A 19,419-nucleotide genomic window follows, 5' to 3' on the forward strand; every position below is an offset into this window, starting at 1 on the left:
GAACGGCGGCCGCCTCAGGGGTGCCGGCGAGACCGCTCGCTGCGACACCGTCGCCGGGCACGCCCTCAGCCCCGGCGGAGCCGGGCACGGCCCCCGGGCCGGCCGGCCCGGCGCCGCCCTCGGCGGCAAGAACGGCGGCCGCCCCAGGGGTGCCGGCGAGACCGCTCGCTGCGACACCGTCGCCGGGCACGCCCTCAGCCCCGGCGGAGCCGGGCACGGCCTCCGGGCCGGACAGCCCGGTGCCGCCCTCGACGGCAAGGGCAGTGGCCGTGCCGGCCGCACCAGGTGCGGCAGCAAGCCCGCCCACACCGGCAGCCTCGGCGCCGGGCGCGGAGGCGGTGCCGTCGGCGGGCATGCCCTCAGCCCCGGCGGGGTCAGGCACGGCCTCCAGGCCGGGCCGGTCGGCGCCGCCCTCCGCGGCAAGGGCGGTGGCCGTGCCGGCCACCCCGGGGGTGCCAGCAGGGACGCTCGCGTCGGCAGTCTCGGCGCCGGGCGCCGATCCGACACCGTCGGCGGGCACGTCCTCAGCCCCGGCGGAGCCGGGTGCGGCCCCCTGGCCGGGCGGCACGGTGCCGCCCTCGGCGGCAAGGACGGCGGCCGTGCCAGGGATGTCAGCGCGACCGCTCGCTCCGACACCGTCGGCGGGCATGACCTCAGCCCCGGCCGGGGCGGGTGCGGGCTCCGGGTCGGCTGGTTCGGTGTCCGTGGCGTTGGGGGGGAGGGCGGATTCGGCGAGGGTGCGGAGGGCGGTGAGGAGGGGGGCTATGGCCGGTTCGTGGCGGAGGGGGGAGTCCGTGCCGTCGGTTTCGGCCGGGACTCCCGCTGCGATCAGGGCGCGGCGCATCTGGGGGAGGGTGCGGCCGCCCGCGCGGACCAGGACGGCCATGTCCTGCCAGGGCACGCCCTCTTCCAGGTGGGCCCGGCGCAGGATGTCGGCGATGTTGTCCAGTTCCGCGCCGGCGGTGGGGTAGGTGAACACCTCGACGCGGCCGCCCTCGCGGGTCGAGGCGAGCGCGCGGTGGGCCCGTACCGCCGCCGAGGGCAGGCGCGGCAGCGCCATGCGGGTGGTGAGGTGGCGGGTGGCGGCCAGGAGGGCCGAGGAGGAGCGGCGGGAGGTGGTGAGGGCGCGGACCTCGGCTCCGGGGAAGGAGGTTTCGAAGTCGAGGATGTTGTTGATGTCCGCGCCGCGGAAGGCGTAGATCGACTGGTCGGGGTCACCGAAGGCGGTCAGCCGGCCGGCGGGGCCGGCCAGGGCGCGCAGCAGGCGCAGCTGGGAGGCGTCGGTGTCCTGGTACTCGTCCACGTAGATCACGTCGTACAGGGACGAGAGGGAGGGGGTGCGTTCCGCCAGGAGGACGGCGCGGTGGAGGAGTTCCGCGTAGTCGAGGGTGCCCTGGAGGTCCAGGACGTCCAGGTACTCGGCGAGGAAGGCCGCCGCCGCCTTCCAGTCCGGCCGGCCGAGGCGGGACGCGAAGTCGGAGAGGGCTTCGGGGCCCAGGCCCAGTTCGCGGGCGCGGGCGAGCACCGCGCGGACCTCGTCCGCGAAGCCGCGCGTGGTCAGTGCGGCCCGCAGGTCGTCGGGCCAGCGGATCGAGCGGATCCGGCGCTGGCCTTCGAGGAGGGTACGGACCATGACGTCCTGCTCCGGGCCGGACAGGAGGCGCAGCGGGTCCGCGAAGAGTTCCGCGTCCTGGTGGGAGCGGACCAGTCCGTAGCAGAAGGAGTGGAAGGTGGTGGCCTGCGGGGCGCGTGCGCCGCCGAGGCGCAGGGCGGTCCGGTCGCGCAGTTCCACCGCGGCCTTGCGGCTGAAGGTGAGGATCAGGATGCGTGCGGGGTCGGTTCCGGACTCCACGCGGGCCGCGACCGCCTCGACCAGCGTGGTCGTCTTTCCGGTGCCCGGTCCGGCCAGGACGAGCAGCGGACCGCCGGTGTGCTCAACCACCGCGCGCTGTGCTGCGTCCAGCACAGGAGGATCCACCCGCTCCGCACCGGTACGCACCAGGCGGTACGCGTCCGGGGTCCGCGCACGCCGCCGCTCGGTGCGGTGGCCGTCGGAGGAAGAGGTGTTCACGTGGGGTGCCGGTCCTGGTGGGTCTGCCGTTGCGGCGGTCGCTGCCGCAGCGGTTGCTGCTGTGGTGACGGCCCGGGCGGTGGCCGCGGCCGAAGCCGAAGCCTGAGCCCTGGCCGAGGCCTGAGCCCTGGCCGAGGCCGGAGCCGAAGCCTTGGCCGGAGCCTTGGCCGAAACGGCGGCCTGAGCCGGAGCCGAAGAGGCAACGCTACGGCACTGCGCGCGGCGGGCGCAGTTTCCCCGGTACTGCCGTCCTCACTGCCATCCGGTCCCACGCGTCCCCCGTACGGGGCTTCGCACGTCCCTTCGACCACCCCTCCGGGCCGCGCATGGCCGAAGCTGTCACATGTGACCTTCGTCCCGCGCTGCGTCCCCGCCGTCCCCGTCCCAGCGCGCCCGCCGCATGTCGAGCCGCGGTTCGCCGTCGCCGGTCAGGCGCAGCGGGGTGGCCTCGGCGCGGTAGTTCTCCAGCGCCCGCGGTTCGCTGCCGGGCAGCGGGCGGCCGTCCGCCCGCACCACCCGCCACCAGGGCACGGCTCCCCCGTACAGGGCCATGACGCGGCCGACTTGGCGGGGTCCGCCCTCCCCGAGCCACTCCGCTACGTCGCCGTACGTCATCACCCGGCCGGGCGGAATCCGCTCGGCCGCCTCCAGCACCCGCTCCGCGTACGGCGGCAGCTCTTCGCTCATTCGGCCCATGGTGCCGCACCGGACCGACAAGGGGGCGGCAAGCGCGTGGAAGCCCGTGTTCCGGACCGGCTCGCACCCTGCTGCCCCCCGGGGGCGCCGGTCCGTGCCACCATCTTCCGGGCGGTGACGCGTGATACGTGATCAAGAAGAGACGGAAGTGACGGGAAGGGAGCAGGGTGTGAGTCCTCCGGACGGCGCGGCGACGAACGACGGCGCGCGCGCAGACGAAGGCCCGCCACCGGGTCGCGAGGACGATATGCACGCCGGCTCGCCCCTGCCCCTGTCTCCGGAAGCGGAAGCGCAAGCGCAAGCGGATACGGCACCGGAAGCTGAAGCGGCACCGGCGCAGAAACCCGCCCCCGCCCCGGTCCCCGACGACCTCGAGACCCCGCACGGCCACACCCCGACGGCCGCCGACCAGGTCGAGGTCGACGAGCCGCTGCTCGCCGCCCGCGTGCACCGCCCCTCCGACCTCGTACGCCTCCTCGTCGGGGTCCTCGGCATCGCCGTCGTCCTCGCCATCGCCGCCTTCGCCCACGGCACCACCGCGGGTCTGGAGGCCGACATCAGCAACGGCACCGGGCAGGCGCCCGACGTGCTGATCAAGGTCGCCGGTCTGGTGTCGAGCATCGCGGTGCTCCTCGTCCCCGTGGCCTTCGCCATCGAGCGGCTGATCAAACGCGACGGGCTGCGCATCGCCGACGGCGTGCTCGCCGCCGTCCTCGCGCACGGGGTCACCCTCGCCACCGACCTGTGGGTCTCCCAGGGAGCCCCCGAGACCATCCAGGAAGCCCTCACCCGCCCCACCGGGGCCGGCGGGGCCCTCACGGATCCGGTGCACGGCTACCTCGCGCCCGTGATCGCGTACATGACCGCCGTCGGGATGACCCGGCGCCCGCGCTGGCGCGTCGCGCTGTGGGTGGTCCTGCTGCTGGACGCCTTCGCGATGCTGGTCGGCGGCTACACCACCCCGTTCTCGATCATCCTGACCGTGCTGATCGGCTGGAGCGTCGCGTACGGAACCCTGTACGCGGTCGGCTCGCCGAACGTCCGCCCCACCGGGCAGAACCTCCTCGCGGGCCTGCGCCGGGTCGGCTTCCAGCCGGTCAGCGCGATGCGCGCGGAGTCCCCGGAAGGCGGCGACAGCACCGAGGTCAGCGACCGCGGGCGGCGCTACCACGTCACCCTGGAGGAGGGCCCGCCGCTCGACGTCACCGTCGTGGACCGGGAGCAGCAGGCCCAGGGCTTCTACTACCGGGTCTGGCGCCGCCTCACGCTGCGCGGGATCACCACCCGGCGCAGTCTGCAGTCCCTGCGCCAGGCGCTGGAGCAGGAGGCGCTGCTCGCGTACGCGGCCATCGCGGCCGGTGCCAACGCGCCCAAGCTCATCGCCACCTCCGAGCTGGGTCCGGACGCCGTGATGCTCGTATACGAGCACCTGGGCGGTCGCAGCCTGGACTCGCTGGCCGACGAGGAGATCACCGACGAGCTGAGCCGCAACGCCTGGCAGCAGGTACGGGCCCTGCAGTCGCGGCGGATCGCACACCGGCGGCTGACCGGGGACGCCCTCGTGGTGGATCGTTCCGGCAGCGCCGGCGACGGCGCCCCGGCGGCCACCATCACCCTGACCGACCTGCGCGGCGGCGAGATCGCGGCCGGCGACCTCGTGCTGCGCATGGACATCGCGCAGCTGCTCACCACCCTCGGCCTGCGGGTCGGCGCCCAGCGTTCGGTGGCCTCGGCGGTGTCGGTGCTCGGCCCGGACGCGGTGGCGGACTGTCTGCCGCTGCTCCAGCCGATCGCGCTGAGCCGCTCCACCCGGGCGACGCTGCGCAAGCTGGCGCGGGAGCGGGCGGACCGGGAGCGGGAGGCCGTACTGGAGTCCTCGCGGGCGGCGAAGGCCGCGCGCGGGGCGGACTCCTCCTCGGCGCGCTCCGCCATCGACAAGGTCGAGAAGAAGGCCGAGAAGAAGGCCCTGGACGACGCGCTCGACGGGGCCCGCGAGGAGGATCTGCTGAGCCAGATCCGCCAGCAGGTGCTGCTGATCCGCCCGCAGGCGCCGGTGGAGCCGGCCCGGCTGGAGCGGATCCGGCCGCGCACGCTGGTGTCGTTCATCGCGGGCGCGTTCGGTGCGTACTTCCTGGTCACGCAGATCGCGCACGTGGACTTCGCCACCACCATCGGCGACGCGCAGTGGGGCTGGGTCGGGGTGGCGCTCGCCTTCTCGGCGCTCACCTATTTCGCGGCGGCGATGAGCCTGCTGGGCTTCGTGCCCGAGCGGGTGCCGTTCCTGCGGACGGTACTGGCGCAGGTCGCCGGATCCTTCGTGAAGCTGGTGGCTCCGGCGGCGGTCGGCGGTGTCGCGCTGAACACCCGCTTCCTCCAGCGGGCCGGCATCCGGCCGGGGCTGGCGGTGGCCAGTGTGGGCGCCTCGCAGCTGTTCGGGCTGGCGAGCCACATCCTGCTGCTGCTGTCCTTCGGCTATCTGACGGGGACCGAGAAGACCCCCGAGATGACCCCGTCGAGGACGGTCATCGCGGGTCTGCTGACGGTGGCCGTGCTGGTGCTGGTGGTCACGGCCGTGCCCTTCCTGCGCAAGTTCGTGGCGACCCGGGTGCGGGCCCTGTTCGCGGGAGTGGTGCCGCGCATGCTGGACGTGCTCCAGCGGCCGCAGAAGCTGCTGACCGGCATCGGCGGGATGCTGCTGCTGACGGGCTGCTTCGTGATGTGCCTGGACGCCTCGATCCGTGCCTTCGGCGGCGGCGAGGCCATCAGCTACGCGAGCATCGCGGTGGTCTTCCTGGCGGGCAACGCCCTGGGTTCGGCCGCTCCGACGCCGGGCGGCATCGGAGCGGTGGAGGGCGCTCTGACCCTGGGCCTGGTCGCGGCGGGCCTGGACGGCCAGGTGGCGTTCTCGGCGGTGCTGCTGTTCCGCGTGGTGACCTTCTGGCTGCCGGTGCTGCCGGGATGGATCTCCTTCAACTTCCTGACCCGCAAGGAAGCGATCTGAACATCCGGGCGGTCCGCATCCCCCCGGCGGCGTGCGTCCTCCCGGCGGCCCGCATCCCCCCGCCGGTCCAAATCCCCTGGAGTCCTGTCGGCGGCCCTGCCTAGGCTGGCCGGATGAACGGAATACAGGTCGTCACCGACCAGAGCGAGTGGCGGGCCGGCTTCGAGGAGCGGGTCCTCGCCGGGTACCGGGCCGCGGGCTGTTCGGAGCCCCTCGCCCGGGCCCTGCTGGAGCGGGCGCTGAAGGGTGTCGACGGCTGGACGGTGGCCGCGGACGGCGCCGGATGGATCGCGGTCGGGGTGTCCGAGGACAACGGGGCGGTCGTGGGCCGGATCCACGATCTGACGGCGGAGCCGGGCCCTTCCGCGGAGTACGCCCGTGCGTGGGCCGAGCGCTGGTGCGCCGAGCGGGGCGCCGGGCGGGTGGAGGTCCGGCTCGGCGGCGCCGCCGACCCCTCGCACGCGGTCTTCGCCGGCTACCCCGTGCGGGGCCAGAACCGGATGCGGGCCGCCGCCGAGCGGCCGGTCCTGCCGCCGGGCCTCGGCGTCCGCCCGCTCACCGAGGAGGAGTACCCCGCCTGGTACGCCGCCGAGGAGGCCGCGTACGTCGCGGACATCGTCCGGGCCGGGGCCCTGACCCCGGAGCAGGCCAGGGCCAAGTCCGACGAGGACTTCGCCCGGTCCCTCCCGCAGGGCCACCGCACCCCCGGGCACGCCTTCTACGCGATGGAGGCGGACGGGCAGGTGATCGGCACGGGCTGGGTGAACCACGGCTTCCTGCCGGGCGTCACCTTCGGCTTCTCGCTGGAGGTGTACGAGGAGCACCGCGGCAAGGGCTACGGGCGGGCCGCGATGGCCGTCGGCGAGTGGGCCACCCGGCAGGGCGGCGACGAGGTGATGATGTTCAACGTCTTCGGCGGCAACGAGGTGGCGATGAGCCTGTACGACAGCACCGGTTTCGCCGTCCTGGACGAGTTCCGCTCGCTGCCCCTCTGACGCGGCCCCGGCGCACCTCTCCGAAGCACTAGAAGACCAGCAGCAGCGAAGCCAGCAGGGCCGCCGACCCCACGATCTCGACGGCTCCGACCACCGCCACCTTGAGCCCGCGGCCGGGGAGCGCGGCGGCCCGGGCCAGGTAGGCCGCGAAGGGAAGGGCCAGCCACGGGGAGAGGCAGGCCGCCAGGGCGGTGGCCACCGCGTGGTAGGCCACCGAACCGCAGTAGTACGTAGGGGAGTTGCGCTCCCTGATCATCGTCTTCACGTACGGGACCGTGCCCGCGAAGTACAGCAGGCAGGCGGCGGCGGGCGCCCACGGCAGTCCGCCGCCGCCCAGCCGGGCGGCCACCAGCAGCATTCCGCACGCCGGGACCACCGCGACCAGCCCGTTGACCAGGGCCCGCTCGCGGTTGGCGTGCGCGAACCAGGAGTTCACGGCCACGAAGGGCGCCGCCGCCGCGCCCGCGAGCAGCAGCCAGGGGTGGAGCGCCGCGAGCGGGATGCCCGCCAGGGCGGTCGCCGCACCGAGGACGAGCGCCGGGCGGACGTGCCGCCGGGCCACCTGAGGGCGCCGGGCCGCGACCCGGCGCAGGCGCAGCCACTGCTGGGCGTGGAAGACCGCGGCGTAGCCGAGGAGCCAGGCCGCCAGGAGCAGGGCGTGCCGCGCTCCGGGATGCGGCGAGAGGAACGCACCCGCGAGGAAGGGCACCGTGAGCATCGCCCAGGCCCCGTGCTGGTCCGGGATCCAGGCCGTTTTCTTTCCCCTGTTCCGGGACACCTCGGCGAAGCCTTCCACTCGTCGAAATCCGGATAACTGGTATTCGGACGCGTAATTTTCCGCCTCTGCAACGGAGTTGACCTCTTCCAGCGTGCATCCACTCGGCCTGTGAAAGACCGGGATTAGGTCACGCCCGTACGGGACCTTTGTCATCGGATTCGCCTCCGCGCCGGGCGTAGCGTCGTGTCTGGGTCTTCTTGCCCGGACCTCACGCACCGCCTTTTATTCCGGCCTGGAGGGTCGCCTTGCACGAGCGCCACGAACGCGAAGACCGCGACGGACGCGACGTACGCGACCGACACCAGGACGCCGTCGAATCGCTGATCAAGGCGGGCAGCTTCTTCCGGACCGCCGAGGTCTCGGACGACCTGCGGACCGTCCACCACACCGGCGGCCGTGCGGCGGAGGCCTTCTACCGGGACCGGTGGAGCCACGACAAGGTCGTGTACTCCACCCACGGCGTGAACTGCACCGGGTCCTGCCGGTGGAAGGTCTACGTCAAGGACGGGATCATCACCTGGGAGACCCAGTCCACCGACTACCCCTCCGTTGGCCCCGACAGCCCCGAGTACGAGCCCCGCGGCTGCCCGCGCGGCGCCTCGTTCTCCTGGTACTCCTACTCCCCCACCCGGGTGCGCTACCCGTACGTGCGCGGCACCCTGCTGGAGATGTACCGCGAGGCCAAGGCGCGCCTGGGGGACCCGGTCGAGGCCTGGGCCGACATCCAGTCCGACCCGGTCCGCCGGCGTACGTACCAGCAGGCGCGCGGCAAGGGCGGGCTGGTGCGGGCGACGTGGGAGGAGGCGACGGAGATCGTCGCCGCCGCGCACGTGCACACGATCAAGGAGCACGGCCCGGACCGGGTGGCGGGCTTCTCGCCGATCCCGGCGATGTCGATGGCCTCGCACGCGGCCGGCGCCCGCTTCCACTCGCTCATAGGCGCGCCGATGCTGTCCTTCTACGACTGGTACGCCGACCTCCCGGTGGCCTCCCCGCAGGTGTTCGGGGACCAGACGGACGTCCCCGAGTCGGGCGACTGGTGGGACGCCGCCTATCTGATGATGTGGGGCTCGAACGTCCCCGTCACCCGCACCCCGGACGCCCACTGGATGGCCGAGGCCCGCTACCGCGGCCAGAAGGTCGTCACCGTTTCCCCGGATTACGCGGACAACACCAAATTCGCCGATGAATGGATGCACCCGCACCCCGGTACCGACGGTGCGCTGGCCCTCGCGATGGGCCACGTCATCCTCAAGGAATTCTTCGTCGACAAGCAGACCCCCTTCTTCACGGATTACGTCCGCCAGTACACGGACCTGCCTTTCCTGGTGTCCCTCACCGAAACCGAACAGGGCCTGGTTCCCGGGAAGTTCGTCACCGCCGCCGATCTCGGCCAGGAGGCGGAGAACGCGCAGTGGAAGACCGTGCTGGTCGACGACACGACCGGCGAGGCCGTCGTGCCGAACGGCACGCTCGGCCACCGCTGGGGCAAGAACGAGAAGCCCGAGTGGAACCTCGACCTCGGTGACACCGTCCCGCGGCTGACCCTCCACGGCACCGCCGACGAGAGCGTGGAGATCGTCCTCCCCCGCTTCGAGGACGACGAGCGGGGCATGGACCAGGACGGGAAGCCGCGCGGCACGATCCGCCGCGGCGTGCCCGTACGGCGTCTCGCGACCGCCGGCGGCGACCGGCTCGTCACGACCGTCTTCGACCTGATGCTCGCCCAGTACGGGGTCGGCCGCGAGGGCCTGCCCGGCGTGTGGCCCACCGGCTACGAGGACGCGAGCGCCCCGGGCACCCCCGGCTGGCAGGAGTCGCTGACCTCGGTCCCGGCGGCCCAGGCGGCGCGCGTGGCGCGGGAGTTCGCGCAGACCGCCGAGCAGTCCAACGGCCGCTGCATGATCCTGATGGGCGCCGGCACCAACCACTGGTTCCACTCGGAGACCATCTACCGCTCCTTCCTGGCCCTGCTCACCCTCACCGGCTGCCAGGGCCGCAACGGCGGCGGCTGGGGCCACTACGTCGGCCAGGAGAAGTGCCGTCCGGTCACCGGCTGGGCGACGCTGGCCGCCGCCTCCGACTGGTCGCGCCCGCCGCGCCAGATGATCGGCGCGGCCTGGTTCTACCTGCACACCGACCAGTGGCGCTACGACACCCTGCCCGCGGAGGCGCTGGCCTCTCCGCTCGCGTCGGGCGCCTTCGAGGGCATGACGGGCTCGGACTGCCTGGCGGCGAGCACCCGGATGGGCTGGATGCCCTCGTACCCGACCTTCGACCGCAACCCGCTGGAGCTGGGCGAGGCGGCCGACCCCATCGCGGAAACGGTTCGCCGGCTCAAGGAGGGCACGCTCGGCTTCGCCGGCGAGGACCCGGACGCCCCGCACAACTGGCCGCGCGTGCTGAACGTGTGGCGGGCCAACCTGCTGGGCTCCAGCTCCAAGGGCAACGAGTACTTCCTCAAGCACCTCCTGGGCACCCACTCCAACCTGCCCGAGGACGGGCCGCGCTGCACGCCCAAGGACGTGACGTACCGGGAGGAGGACGTGGAGGGCAAGCTCGACCTGCTCATGTCCATGGACTTCCGGATGACGTCCACGACGCTGCTCTCCGACGTGGTGTTCCCCGCGGCCACCTGGTACGAGAAGCACGACCTGTCCTCCACGGACATGCACCCCTTCCTGCACGCCTTCACCCCGGCCGTGGACCCGCCGTGGCAGGCCCGCTCCGACTACGACGCCTTCAAGGGCCTGGCCGAGCGCTTCGGCGAGCTCGCCAAGACCCACCTGGGCGTACGCAAGGACCTGGTCGCCACCGCCCTGCAGCACGACACCCCGGGCGGCGAGATGGCGCAGCCCGGCGGGGTCGCGCTGGACTGGTCGAAGGGCGAGTGCGAGCCCGTACCGGGCCGGACCATGTACAACCTGGCGGTCGTGGAGCGGGACTACGGGGCGGTCGGCGAGAAGTTCGCCGCGCTCGGCCCGCTCGTCGACAAGCTGGGCGTGACCACGAAGGCGGTCACCTTCGACGTGGCCGAGGAGGTCGCCTACCTGGGCGCGAAGAACGGCACGGTCCGCGGCGGCGTCGCCGACGGCCGCCCGCGCCTGGAGACCGCGCAGCAGGCCTGCGAGGCGATCCTCTCCCTCTCCGGCACCAGCAACGGCCGCCTCGCCACCCAGGGCTTCGAGACCCTGGAGAAGAAGGTCGGCACCCCGATGGCCCACCTGGCCGCCGAGGCCGAGGGCAAGCGGATCACCTTCGCCGACACCCAGGCCCGCCCGGTCCCGGTGATCACCTCGCCCGAGTGGTCGGGCTCGGAGTCCGGCGGGCGCCGGTACACGGCCTTCACGATCAACACCGAGCACCTCAAGCCCTGGCACACCCTCACCGGCCGCCAGCACTTCTTCATCGACCACGACTGGCTGCACGAGGTCGGGGAGTCCCTCCCCGTCTACAAGCCGCCGCTGAACATGCACACCCTGTACGGGGAGCCCGAGCTCGGCACCGTCGACGAGAAGGCCAAGTCGGTGGCGGTCCGGTACCTGACCCCGCACAACAAGTGGGCGATTCACAGCCAGTACCAGGACAACCTCTACATGATGACCCTGGGCCGCGGCGGCCAGACGGTGTGGATGTCCCCGCAGGACGCCGACGCGATCGGCGTCGCGGACAACGACTGGATCGAGGCGGTCAACCGCAACGGCGTGATCACCGCCCGCGCGATCGTCTCCCACAAGATGCCGCCCGGCACGGTCTACATGAACCACGCGCAGGAGCGCACGGTCGGCGTCCCCAAGACGGAGAAGACCGGCCGTCGCGGCGGCATCCACAACTCGCTGACCCGGGTGATGCTCAAGCCCACCCACCTCATCGGCGGATACGCCCAGCTCACCTGGGCCTTCAACTACCTCGGCCCGACCGGCAACCAGCGCGACGAGGTGACGGTCATCCGCCGCCGCGACCAGAAGGTGGAGTTCTAATCGTGCGCGTTATGGCCCAAGTAGCCATGGTCATGAACCTCGACAAGTGCATCGGCTGCCACACCTGCTCGGTCACCTGCAAGCAGGCGTGGACCAACCGGCAGGGCACCGAGTACGTCTGGTTCAACAACGTCGAAACCCTCCCCGGCCAGGGCTACCCGCGCCGCTGGGAGGACCAGGAGAAGTGGAAGGGCGGCTGGGAGCGCACCCGCTCCGGCAAGCTCCGCCTCAAGGCGGGCGGCCGGCTCGCCAAGCTGGGCAAGATCTTCGCGAACCCGGACCTGCCGGAGATCGACGACTACTACCAGCCCTGGACCTACGAGTACAAGAACCTCACCGAGGCCCCGGCGGGCGACGACATGCCCACCGCCCGGCCCGTCTCCCAGCTCACCGGCGAGCCCATCGACAAGATCGAGTGGGGTCCGAACTGGGACGACAACCTCGGCGGCGCGCCCACGCACGCCCCGCAGGACCCGATCATCGAGAAGATCCGCGACGCGGTAGGCGAGAAGATCCGCTTCGAGTTCGAGCAGAGCTTCATGTTCTACCTCCCGCGCATCTGCGAGCACTGCCTCAACCCCGCGTGCGTCTCTTCCTGCCCCTCGGGCGCGATGTACAAGCGCGAGGAGGACGGCATCGTCCTGGTCGACCAGGACCAGTGCCGCGGCTGGCGGATGTGCGTGACCGGATGCCCGTACAAGAAGGTGTACTTCAACCACCAGACCGGCAAGGCCGAGAAGTGCACGTTCTGCTTCCCGCGCATCGAGGTCGGCATGCCGACGGTGTGCTCGGAGACCTGCGTGGGCCGGATGCGCTACCTCGGCGTCATGCTCTACGACGCCGACAAGGTGGCCGAGGCCGCCGCGGTCGAGGACGAGCACGATCTGTACCCCGCCCAGGTGGAGTGCTTCCTGGACCCCGCGGACCCCGCCGTGATCGCCGCCGCCCGCGCGGCCGGCATCACCGACGAGTGGCTCGACGCGGCCCGCGACTCCCCGGTCTACGACCTGATCGCCACCTACCAGGTCGCCCTCCCGCTCCACCCGGAGTACCGGACGATGCCGATGGTCTGGTACGTCCCGCCGCTCTCCCCCGTCGTCGAGGCGGTCGCCGCCACCGGCAGCGACGGCGAGGACGCCGGGAACCTGTTCGGCGCCATCGAGTCCCTGCGCATCCCCGTCGAGTACCTCGCCGAGGTCCTCACCGCCGGTGACACCGTGCCCGTGGAGGCGGTGCTGCGCCGGATGGCCGCGATGCGCGCCTACATGCGCCGCGTCAACCTGGGCGAGGAGCGGGACGAGTCCATCGCGAACGCCGTCGGCCTGTCCGGGCAGGAGATGGAGGACATGTTCCGCCTCCTCGCCATCGCCAAGATCGAGGACCGCTTCGTGGTCCCCAGCGCCGCCCGCGCCGAGGCAGACGCGCTGGCCGACTCCCACCCGCTGAGCGACGTGGACCAGGGCTGCCCGGTCGGCGCGCTCCCCGAACCCCGGGTGATGCTCAACCTCGGGGATACGAGGAGGCGTCCGTGATCCGGCACCCGATGAGTGGCGATGCACTGGTACGCCTGGTCGCGGGCTGCGTACTGCAGTACCCCGGCGACTACTTCCACGACGAACTCCCGCGGCTCCGTGCGGCCCTCGCCGGGGCGGCCGCCGAACCGGCCGCACTGCTCGGCGCGTTCCTCGACGAGGCCGAGCGGCAGACCCCGATCGAGCTGTGCTCCCAGTACACCTCGACCTTCGACACCCGCAACCGGCGCTGCCTCTACCTCACCTGGTGGGTCGACGGGGACACCCGCCGGCGCGGGCTGTCCCTGGTCCGGCTGAAGCGGATCTACCGGGACTTCGGGCTGGAGTTCGCGGGCGAGGAGCTGCCCGACTTCCTGCCGGTGGCCCTGGAGTTCGCCGCCCGCGAGGAGGAGGCCGGCACCCGGCTGCTCCAGGAGCACCGGGCCGGGCTGGAGCTGCTGCGCCTGGCGCTCACCGAGTCCGGGTCCCCGTACGCCCGGGTCCTGGAGGCCGTCTGCGCGACGCTGCCCGGACCCTCCCCCGAGACCAAGGCGGAGGCCAAGGCCCTCGCGAAGAACGGGCCGCCGCAGGAGCTGGTGGGCGCGGGCTCGGCGCTGGAGCCCTTCGGGCCGGGCCTCGACATGCCCGACGACTTCCCCTCGGCCGCCCCGACCGACCTCCCCTGGCCCACGACGGCTTCCGCCGCTTCCGTAGCCTCCGAAAGGATGCCCGCCTGATGGACCTCCTCCTGTGGGGCGTACTGCCGTACGTCTCGATCGCCCTGCTGATCGCGGGCACGGTCTGGCGGGCCCGGTTCGACAAGTTCGGCTGGACCACGCACTCCTCGCAGCTGCACGAGTCGCGGCTGCTGCGCATCGGCTCGCCGCTCTTCCACTTCGGCATGCTCTTCGTGATCGTGGGCCACGTGGTCGGCCTGCTCGTCCCGAAGAGCTGGACGGACGCGGTGGGCCTGAGCGACCACGCGTACCACCTGCTGGCACTGACCACCGGCACGGTCGCGGGCGTCGCGGCCGCCGTGGGCATCGGGATCCTGGTCTACCGGCGCTTCAAGGTGCCGGCCGTGCGCCGGGCGACGCTGCGCAGCGACCACCTGATGTACTCGTTCCTGCTCGGCGCGATGATCCTCGGGCTGACGGCGACGCTGCTGAACTCGGCCGGGATGACGGACGGTTACAACTACCGCGACGGCATCTCCGTGTGGTTCCGCAGCCTGTTCACCTTCACCCCGGACTACCAGCTGATGGCGGGCGCCCCGCTGGCCTTCAAGCTCCACATCCTGTTCGGCTTCACACTGTTCGCGCTGATCCCGTACTCGCGCCTGGTGCACATGTTCTCGGTGCCGCTGAAGTACCTGTTCCGGCCGTACGTGGTCTACCGCAAGCGGGACCCGAAGCAGCTCGCCAACCGCCCGAGCAAGCGCGGCTGGGAGCGGGTCTCGTGAATCCCCGCCCCGGTCCCGCGAACGACCGGCCCGGTCCCGCGAGCGCCCGCTCCGGCCCCGCGCACGGCCGCCCCGCCCACTCCGTCGTCCGCAGCCCGCGCCACGCGGTCTCCGACCGGCCCTTCATCGTCATCTGGGAGGCCACCCGGGCCTGCCCGCTGGCCTGTCTGCACTGCCGGGCCGAGGCGCAGACCCTGCGCCACCCCGAGGAGCTCGACGGGGCGGACGCCCGCCGGGTGATGGACCAGATCGCCGCCTTCGGCAAGCCCAGCCCGCTCTTCGTGATCACCGGCGGGGACCCCTTCCAGCGCGCCGACCTCACCGACCTGGTCGCGTACGGGACCTCGCTCGGCCTGCGCGTCGCGGTGTCCCCCTCGGGTACGCCGACCCTGACCCGGGAGAACCTCGTAGCGGTGCGGGAAGCGGGGGCCATCGCGCTCTCCCTGTCCCTGGACGGTTCGACGGCCGAGCGGCACGACGCCTTCCGCGGGGTGCCCGGGGTCTACGACTGGACGCTGGAGGGCTGGCGGGCCGCCCGGGAGCTCGGGCTCAAGGTGCAGATCAACACCACGGTCACCCGCGACAGCCTGGAGGACCTGGCCGATATCGCGGCGCTGGTCAAGCGCGAGGGCGCGATGCTGTGGTCGGGCTTCGTGCTGGTCCCGACCGGGCGCGGCGAACAGCTGGACTCGCTGACCGCCGCCGAGATCGAGGACGTCCTGCACTTCCTGTACGACTGCGGGGCGGTGATGGCCACCAAGACGACGGAGGGCCACCACTTCCGGCGGGTCGTGCTCCAGCGCACCGTCCTGGACGCGCGCGGCGAGAAGCCCGTCCTGGGCCCGCTCTACGCGCGCCTGACGGCCCGCGCCCGCGAGCTGGGGGTCTTCGACGGGGAGCGGCGGGCCGTGCGCCGGCCGCCCATGGACGTCTCCTCGGGCCGCGGCTTCGTCTTCATCTCGCACACCGGCGAGGTGCACCCCAGCGGGTTCCTGCCGCTGTCCGCGGGCAACGTGAAGAACCACCCGCTGACCGACATCTACCGGGGCTCGGCGCTCTTCACCAAGCTCCGCGACCCCTCGCTGCTGCGCGGGAAGTGCGGGGCGTGCGAGTTCAAGACGGTGTGCGGCGGATCGCGCTCGCGGGCGTACGGCTTCACGCGCGACGTGCTGGAGGCGGATCCGTACTGCGCGTACGAGCCCGGCAGCTTCCCCTATCAGGAGGACCTCAGGGCTTTGACCGAAAGCATGAGGCGCTGACCCACCCCGCTCCCATAAGTTTCATATGGGAACATATCGACCACGGCTCCGGCCACGGGAGAACACAATGCGTTCAGTGATCGTCATCGGTGGCGGTATCAGCGGCCTGGCCGCCGCATGGCAGTTGCGCGGCCAGGCCGACGTGACCGTCCTGGAGAGCCACGCCAAGGTCGGCGGGAAGCTCCGGACCGGCACCATCGCCGGCATCACCGTCGACGAGGGCGCGGAATCCCTCATGGCCCTGCGCCCGGAAGCCGTGGAACTGGCCGCCGCCGTCGGACTCGGCGAGGCCCTCTGCGATCCCGCGAAGGCCCCCACCACCATCTGGACCAACGGCGCCCTGCGCCCGCTGCCCGCCGGACACGTGATGGGCGTCCCCACCGACCCCTCCGCGCTGGTCGGCACCGGACTGCTCTCCCCCGAGGGCGTCCGGCGGGTCGCCGCCGAGGAAACCCTCCCGGCCACCCCGCTCACCGAGGACTGCTCGGTCACCGAATACCTGGCCGGCCGCTTCGGCCAGGAGGCCGTGGACCGGCTCATCGAACCCATGCTGGGCGGGGTCTACGCAGGCCTCGCCGAGCGGCTCTCGCTGCGCGCGGCCATGCCCCGCATCGCGGCCCTCGCCGAACAGGGCACCCCGCTCCTCCCGGCCCTGCGCCGGATGCGCGCGGCGGGTGCCCCCCGCTCGGGCGCCGTGGCCGTCCAGGGCGTCGTCGGCGGCACCGGGCGCTTCCCGGCGGCCGTCGCGGAGGCCTGCGGAGCCCGCATCCTCACCGGGACGACGGCCCGCTCGCTCCAGCGGGTCGCCGACGGCCGCTGGCGCGTCCAGGCCATGACCGGCGACGGCGCGCTCACGATGGAGGCCGACGCGGTCATCCTGGCCCTCCCCGCCTTCGCGGCGGCGGAGCTGCTGCGCCCGCACTCCCCGATCGCCGAGGCCGAGCTCTCCTCGATCCCGCACGCATCGACGGCCGTCATCACCATGGCCTTCTCCCGCGCCCAGGCCCACTTCCTCCCCCAGGGCAACGGCTTCCTGGTCCCGCCGGTCGACGGCCACACCCTGAAGGCCGCCTCCTTCCTCTCCAACAAGTGGTCCTGGCTCCACGACGCGGCCCCCGAGACCTTCGTGCTCCGCGCCTCCATCGGCCGCATCGGCGAGGACGAGCTGCTCGGACGCCCCGACCGCCACCTGGTCCGCTCGGCGATCGCCGAACTCCACCACGCGGTGGGCCCCATGGGCGAACCCCTGGCCACCCGCGTCACCCGCTGGGACCGGGGCCTGCCCCAGTACGGCGTCGGGCACCGCGAGCGCGTCGCCCGCATCCGCGAGGCCGCCGGCAAGCTCCCGGGCATCGCCCTGTGCGGGGCGGCGTACGAGGGCGTGGGCGTGGCCGCCTGCGTCGCCACGGGACGCGCGGCGGCGAAGCAGATCCTGACGCAGCCGTAGCGAGCCCCCTGGCCCTTCGTATCGGGCGGGTATCGGAGAGCGCTTGATTCGCCATCTGATCGGTGCGCGGGGCCGCGATGAAGGGAATCACGGCTTCCGCGGCCCTATCGTTCCTTCAGTACCCGCCCCGCCCGCCGAACAGGAGTCGTCCCCCGTGTCCACCCCCACCCCGGCTCCTGCCGCTCCGCGACCCGTTCGCGTGCTGCTGGTGGAGGACGACGAGCTGATGCGCCGCTCGTTCGCCGTCTCGCTGGAGCGCTACGGATACACGGTGCGGGCCGCCGCCGACGGGCTCACGGGCCTCGAATCCTTCCGCGACGAGGACTTCGACCTGCTGATCCTCGACGTGATGCTGCCCGGCCTCGACGGGATCGGCCTGTGCCGCAAGGTCCGGGAGACCAGCCTGGTCCCGGTCCTGATGATGTCGGCCCGCGGCGACGGGCTGGACATCGTCGCCGGTCTGGAGGCCGGCGCCGACGACTACGTGGTCAAGCCCGTGGACACCAACGTGCTCGTGGCCCGCATCCGCTCGCTGCTGCGCCGCGCCACCTACGCCCCCGCCCCGGCGGCCGGGCAGGACCGGCAGGCAGCCGAACAGGAACCCGGACCGTCCGAGGGCGAACTGCTGACCTTCGGGGACCTGACCCTGCACACCGGCGGCCTGGACGTGACCGTCGGCGGAACCCCGGTGGCGCTCACCCCGACCGAGCTGAAGCTGCTGCTGGAGTTCGCCGCCCACCCGGGCACCGTGCTGGAGCGGCACACCCTGCTGCGCAACGTCTGGGACTACGGCTGGGACGGCGACAGCCGGGTCGTGGACCTGTGCGTGCAGCGGCTGCGCGGCAAGCTCGGCCGGGACCGGATCGAAACGGTCCGCGGCTTCGGCTACAAGCTCAGGCGCTGAGCGCGGTGGATCCGTTCCGCCGCCCCGGACCGCGCCGCGTGACCCTGCGCTGGAAGATCGCCGCGCTGGCCGCGGCCACCGGATGCCTGGTCGCCGTCGCGGTCGGCGTACTGGTGCACGCGTGGACCGCGAGGGACATCCGCGAACAGGCGGAGATGCACGCCACCAACAACATGTACTCGGCCATGGAGACCTACCGGCGCACCGGAACGCTCTCGGACGGCGCCGAGCTCGATCCCCCCGACCTGCCCGCCTCCCTGCGGAACGTGGCCGACGACTTCCGGCACACGGCCTACTACCCGGGTGTCGACGGGGAGATCCCCCCGGGCATCTGGGGCGCCCAGCGGACCGGCGGCCCGGGCAGCCCCGTGCTCGCCCTGCGCGTCAGCATGAACGCGGGGCTCTACGGGCTGCGCCGGCTCGACATGACCATGGTGGCGGCCTCGCTGGTCGTCCTCGCGGTGGCCACGCCCCTGGCGGCCTACGGGGCCGGGCTGCTCGCCCGCAGGCTCCGGCTGGTCTCCGAGACCGCGGGCCGGATCTCCGCCGGGGACCTCGACGCCCGCAGCGGGATCACCGGGGGCCGCGACGAGCTGGACGACATCGCCGCCACCGTCGACCGCATGGCCGACACCCTCGGCCGCCGGCTGCGCGACGAGCGCCGGTTCACCGCCGACGTGGCCCACGAGCTGCGCACCCCCGTCGGCGGTCTGCTGGCCACCGCGGACCTGCTGCCGCCCGGCGAGACCGAGGACCTGCTCCGGTCCCGGGTACGCGATCTGCGCGGGCTGGTCGAGGACCTCCTGGAGATCTCCCGGCTGGACGCGGGCGCCGAACTCCCGGTCCGCGCCCGGGTTCCGCTCGGCGCGGTCGTCGACGAGGCGGTGACGCGCACCGGCCTGACCACCGAGGTCGACGTCACCGGTCAGGGCGAGAAGGTGGAGACCGACCCGCGCCGCCTCGAACGGATCGTCGGCAACCTCGTCGTCAACGCCCACCGGCACGGGAAGGGTCCGGTGCGGGTCACCGTCGAGGACCGTACGGTCGTCGTACGCGACCACGGCCCCGGATTCCCCCCGCACCTGCTGCGCGACGGCCCGCGCCGCTTCCAGACGGGCGCGGCGGAGCGCGGTACGGGCCACGGCCTGGGCCTGACCATCGCCGTGGGCCAGGCCCGGGTGCTCGGAGCCGAACTCCGCTTCACCAACGCCCCGGACGGCGGCGCCGTCGCCACGCTGCACCTGCCGGGCTGAGGGCTCGTCGGCTCGTCGGCTCGTCGGCTCGTCGGCTCGTCGGCTACAAGATCGATACACAC

The 19,419-nt window shown here is 72.8% G+C and carries 13 protein-coding genes; 10 read left to right on the forward strand and 3 right to left on the reverse strand.

The features are described 5' to 3' along the window. Positions 1-2,071 (reverse strand): UvrD-helicase domain-containing protein (locus ACFWNV_RS12455; RefSeq protein WP_383944655.1); only part of this gene is annotated, 2,071 nt, incomplete at its 3' end. Positions 2,072-2,410: 339 nt separating this feature from the next. Continuing rightward, positions 2,411-2,758 carry an MGMT family protein gene (locus ACFWNV_RS12460; RefSeq protein WP_383944658.1) on the reverse strand — a complete coding sequence of 116 codons (348 nt, stop codon included), beginning with the start codon at positions 2,756-2,758 and terminating at the stop codon, positions 2,411-2,413. Positions 2,759-2,936: 178 nt separating this feature from the next. Here ACFWNV_RS12460 and ACFWNV_RS12465 point away from each other — a divergent pair, with 178 nt between their 5' ends. Continuing rightward, positions 2,937-5,768, forward strand: a complete 2,832-nt coding sequence (locus ACFWNV_RS12465; RefSeq protein ID WP_383944661.1) for a YbhN family protein — start codon at positions 2,937-2,939, stop codon at positions 5,766-5,768. 113 nt (positions 5,769-5,881) lie between these two features. Beyond that, the gene (locus tag ACFWNV_RS12470; RefSeq protein ID WP_383944664.1) at positions 5,882-6,763 is read left to right on the forward strand and encodes a GNAT family N-acetyltransferase; all 882 of its coding nucleotides are present in this window, start codon (positions 5,882-5,884) and stop codon (positions 6,761-6,763) included. Positions 6,764-6,791: 28 nt separating this feature from the next. On the opposite strand, the gene ACFWNV_RS12475 is transcribed toward ACFWNV_RS12470, so the two are convergent. Further along, positions 6,792-7,559: a YwiC-like family protein gene (locus tag ACFWNV_RS12475; protein ID WP_383944667.1), complete on the reverse strand. Its 768-nt coding sequence runs from the start codon at positions 7,557-7,559 to the stop codon at positions 6,792-6,794. Positions 7,560-7,861: 302 nt separating this feature from the next. Here ACFWNV_RS12475 and ACFWNV_RS12480 point away from each other — a divergent pair, with 302 nt between their 5' ends. The 8 genes from ACFWNV_RS12480 (at position 7,862) to ACFWNV_RS12515 (ending at position 19,357) form a co-directional block, all read left to right on the forward strand. Continuing rightward, positions 7,862-11,521, forward strand: coding sequence for a nitrate reductase subunit alpha (locus ACFWNV_RS12480; protein WP_383944832.1), 3,660 nt, complete (start codon positions 7,862-7,864; stop codon positions 11,519-11,521). A 2-nt stretch (positions 11,522-11,523) separates the two neighbouring features. Continuing rightward, positions 11,524-13,053 (forward strand): nitrate reductase subunit beta, encoded by a 1,530-nt coding sequence (gene narH / locus ACFWNV_RS12485; protein ID WP_383944669.1) that lies wholly within the window; start codon positions 11,524-11,526, stop codon positions 13,051-13,053. Between the two features lie 11 nt (positions 13,054-13,064). Continuing rightward, positions 13,065-13,769: a nitrate reductase molybdenum cofactor assembly chaperone gene (narJ, locus tag ACFWNV_RS12490; protein WP_383944671.1), complete on the forward strand. Its 705-nt coding sequence runs from the start codon at positions 13,065-13,067 to the stop codon at positions 13,767-13,769. Then, positions 13,769-14,494, forward strand: coding sequence for a respiratory nitrate reductase subunit gamma (gene narI, locus ACFWNV_RS12495; protein ID WP_383944674.1), 726 nt, complete (start codon positions 13,769-13,771; stop codon positions 14,492-14,494). The genes narJ and narI overlap by 1 nt, the downstream gene beginning before the upstream one ends. Further along, complete coding sequence (locus tag ACFWNV_RS12500) at positions 14,491-15,753, forward strand: TIGR04053 family radical SAM/SPASM domain-containing protein (protein ID WP_383944677.1); 1,263 nt, start codon at positions 14,491-14,493, stop codon at positions 15,751-15,753. The genes narI and ACFWNV_RS12500 overlap by 4 nt, the downstream gene beginning before the upstream one ends. Before the next feature lie 67 nt (positions 15,754-15,820). Continuing rightward, a complete protein-coding gene (gene hemG, locus ACFWNV_RS12505; protein ID WP_383944680.1) occupies positions 15,821-17,200 on the forward strand; it encodes a protoporphyrinogen oxidase in 1,380 nt (459 codons plus the stop codon). A gap of 154 nt (positions 17,201-17,354) precedes the next feature. Further along, complete coding sequence (gene cseB, locus ACFWNV_RS12510) at positions 17,355-18,104, forward strand: two-component system response regulator CseB (RefSeq protein WP_383944685.1); 750 nt, start codon at positions 17,355-17,357, stop codon at positions 18,102-18,104. 5 nt (positions 18,105-18,109) lie between these two features. After that, the gene (locus ACFWNV_RS12515) at positions 18,110-19,357 is read left to right on the forward strand and encodes a sensor histidine kinase (RefSeq protein ID WP_383944687.1); all 1,248 of its coding nucleotides are present in this window, start codon (positions 18,110-18,112) and stop codon (positions 19,355-19,357) included. Positions 19,358-19,419: the final 62 nt, after the last annotated feature.

The sequence above is a fragment of the Streptomyces sp. NPDC058401 genome (assembly GCF_042722885.1).
Lineage (GTDB): Bacteria > Actinomycetota > Actinomycetes > Streptomycetales > Streptomycetaceae > Streptomyces.

What these genes read in the sequence shown, in the direction of transcription:
- ACFWNV_RS12460 (WP_383944658.1), bottom strand. Translation starts at nt 2,758, where the DNA reads ATGAGCGAAGAGCTGCCGCCGTACGCGGAGCGGGTGCTGGAGGCGGCC.
- ACFWNV_RS12470 (WP_383944664.1), top strand. Translation starts at nt 5,882, where the DNA reads ATGAACGGAATACAGGTCGTCACCGACCAGAGCGAGTGGCGGGCCGGC.
- narJ (WP_383944671.1), top strand. Translation starts at nt 13,065, where the DNA reads ATGAGTGGCGATGCACTGGTACGCCTGGTCGCGGGCTGCGTACTGCAG.
- narI (WP_383944674.1), top strand. Translation starts at nt 13,769, where the DNA reads ATGGACCTCCTCCTGTGGGGCGTACTGCCGTACGTCTCGATCGCCCTG.
- hemG (WP_383944680.1), top strand. Translation starts at nt 15,821, where the DNA reads ATGCGTTCAGTGATCGTCATCGGTGGCGGTATCAGCGGCCTGGCCGCC.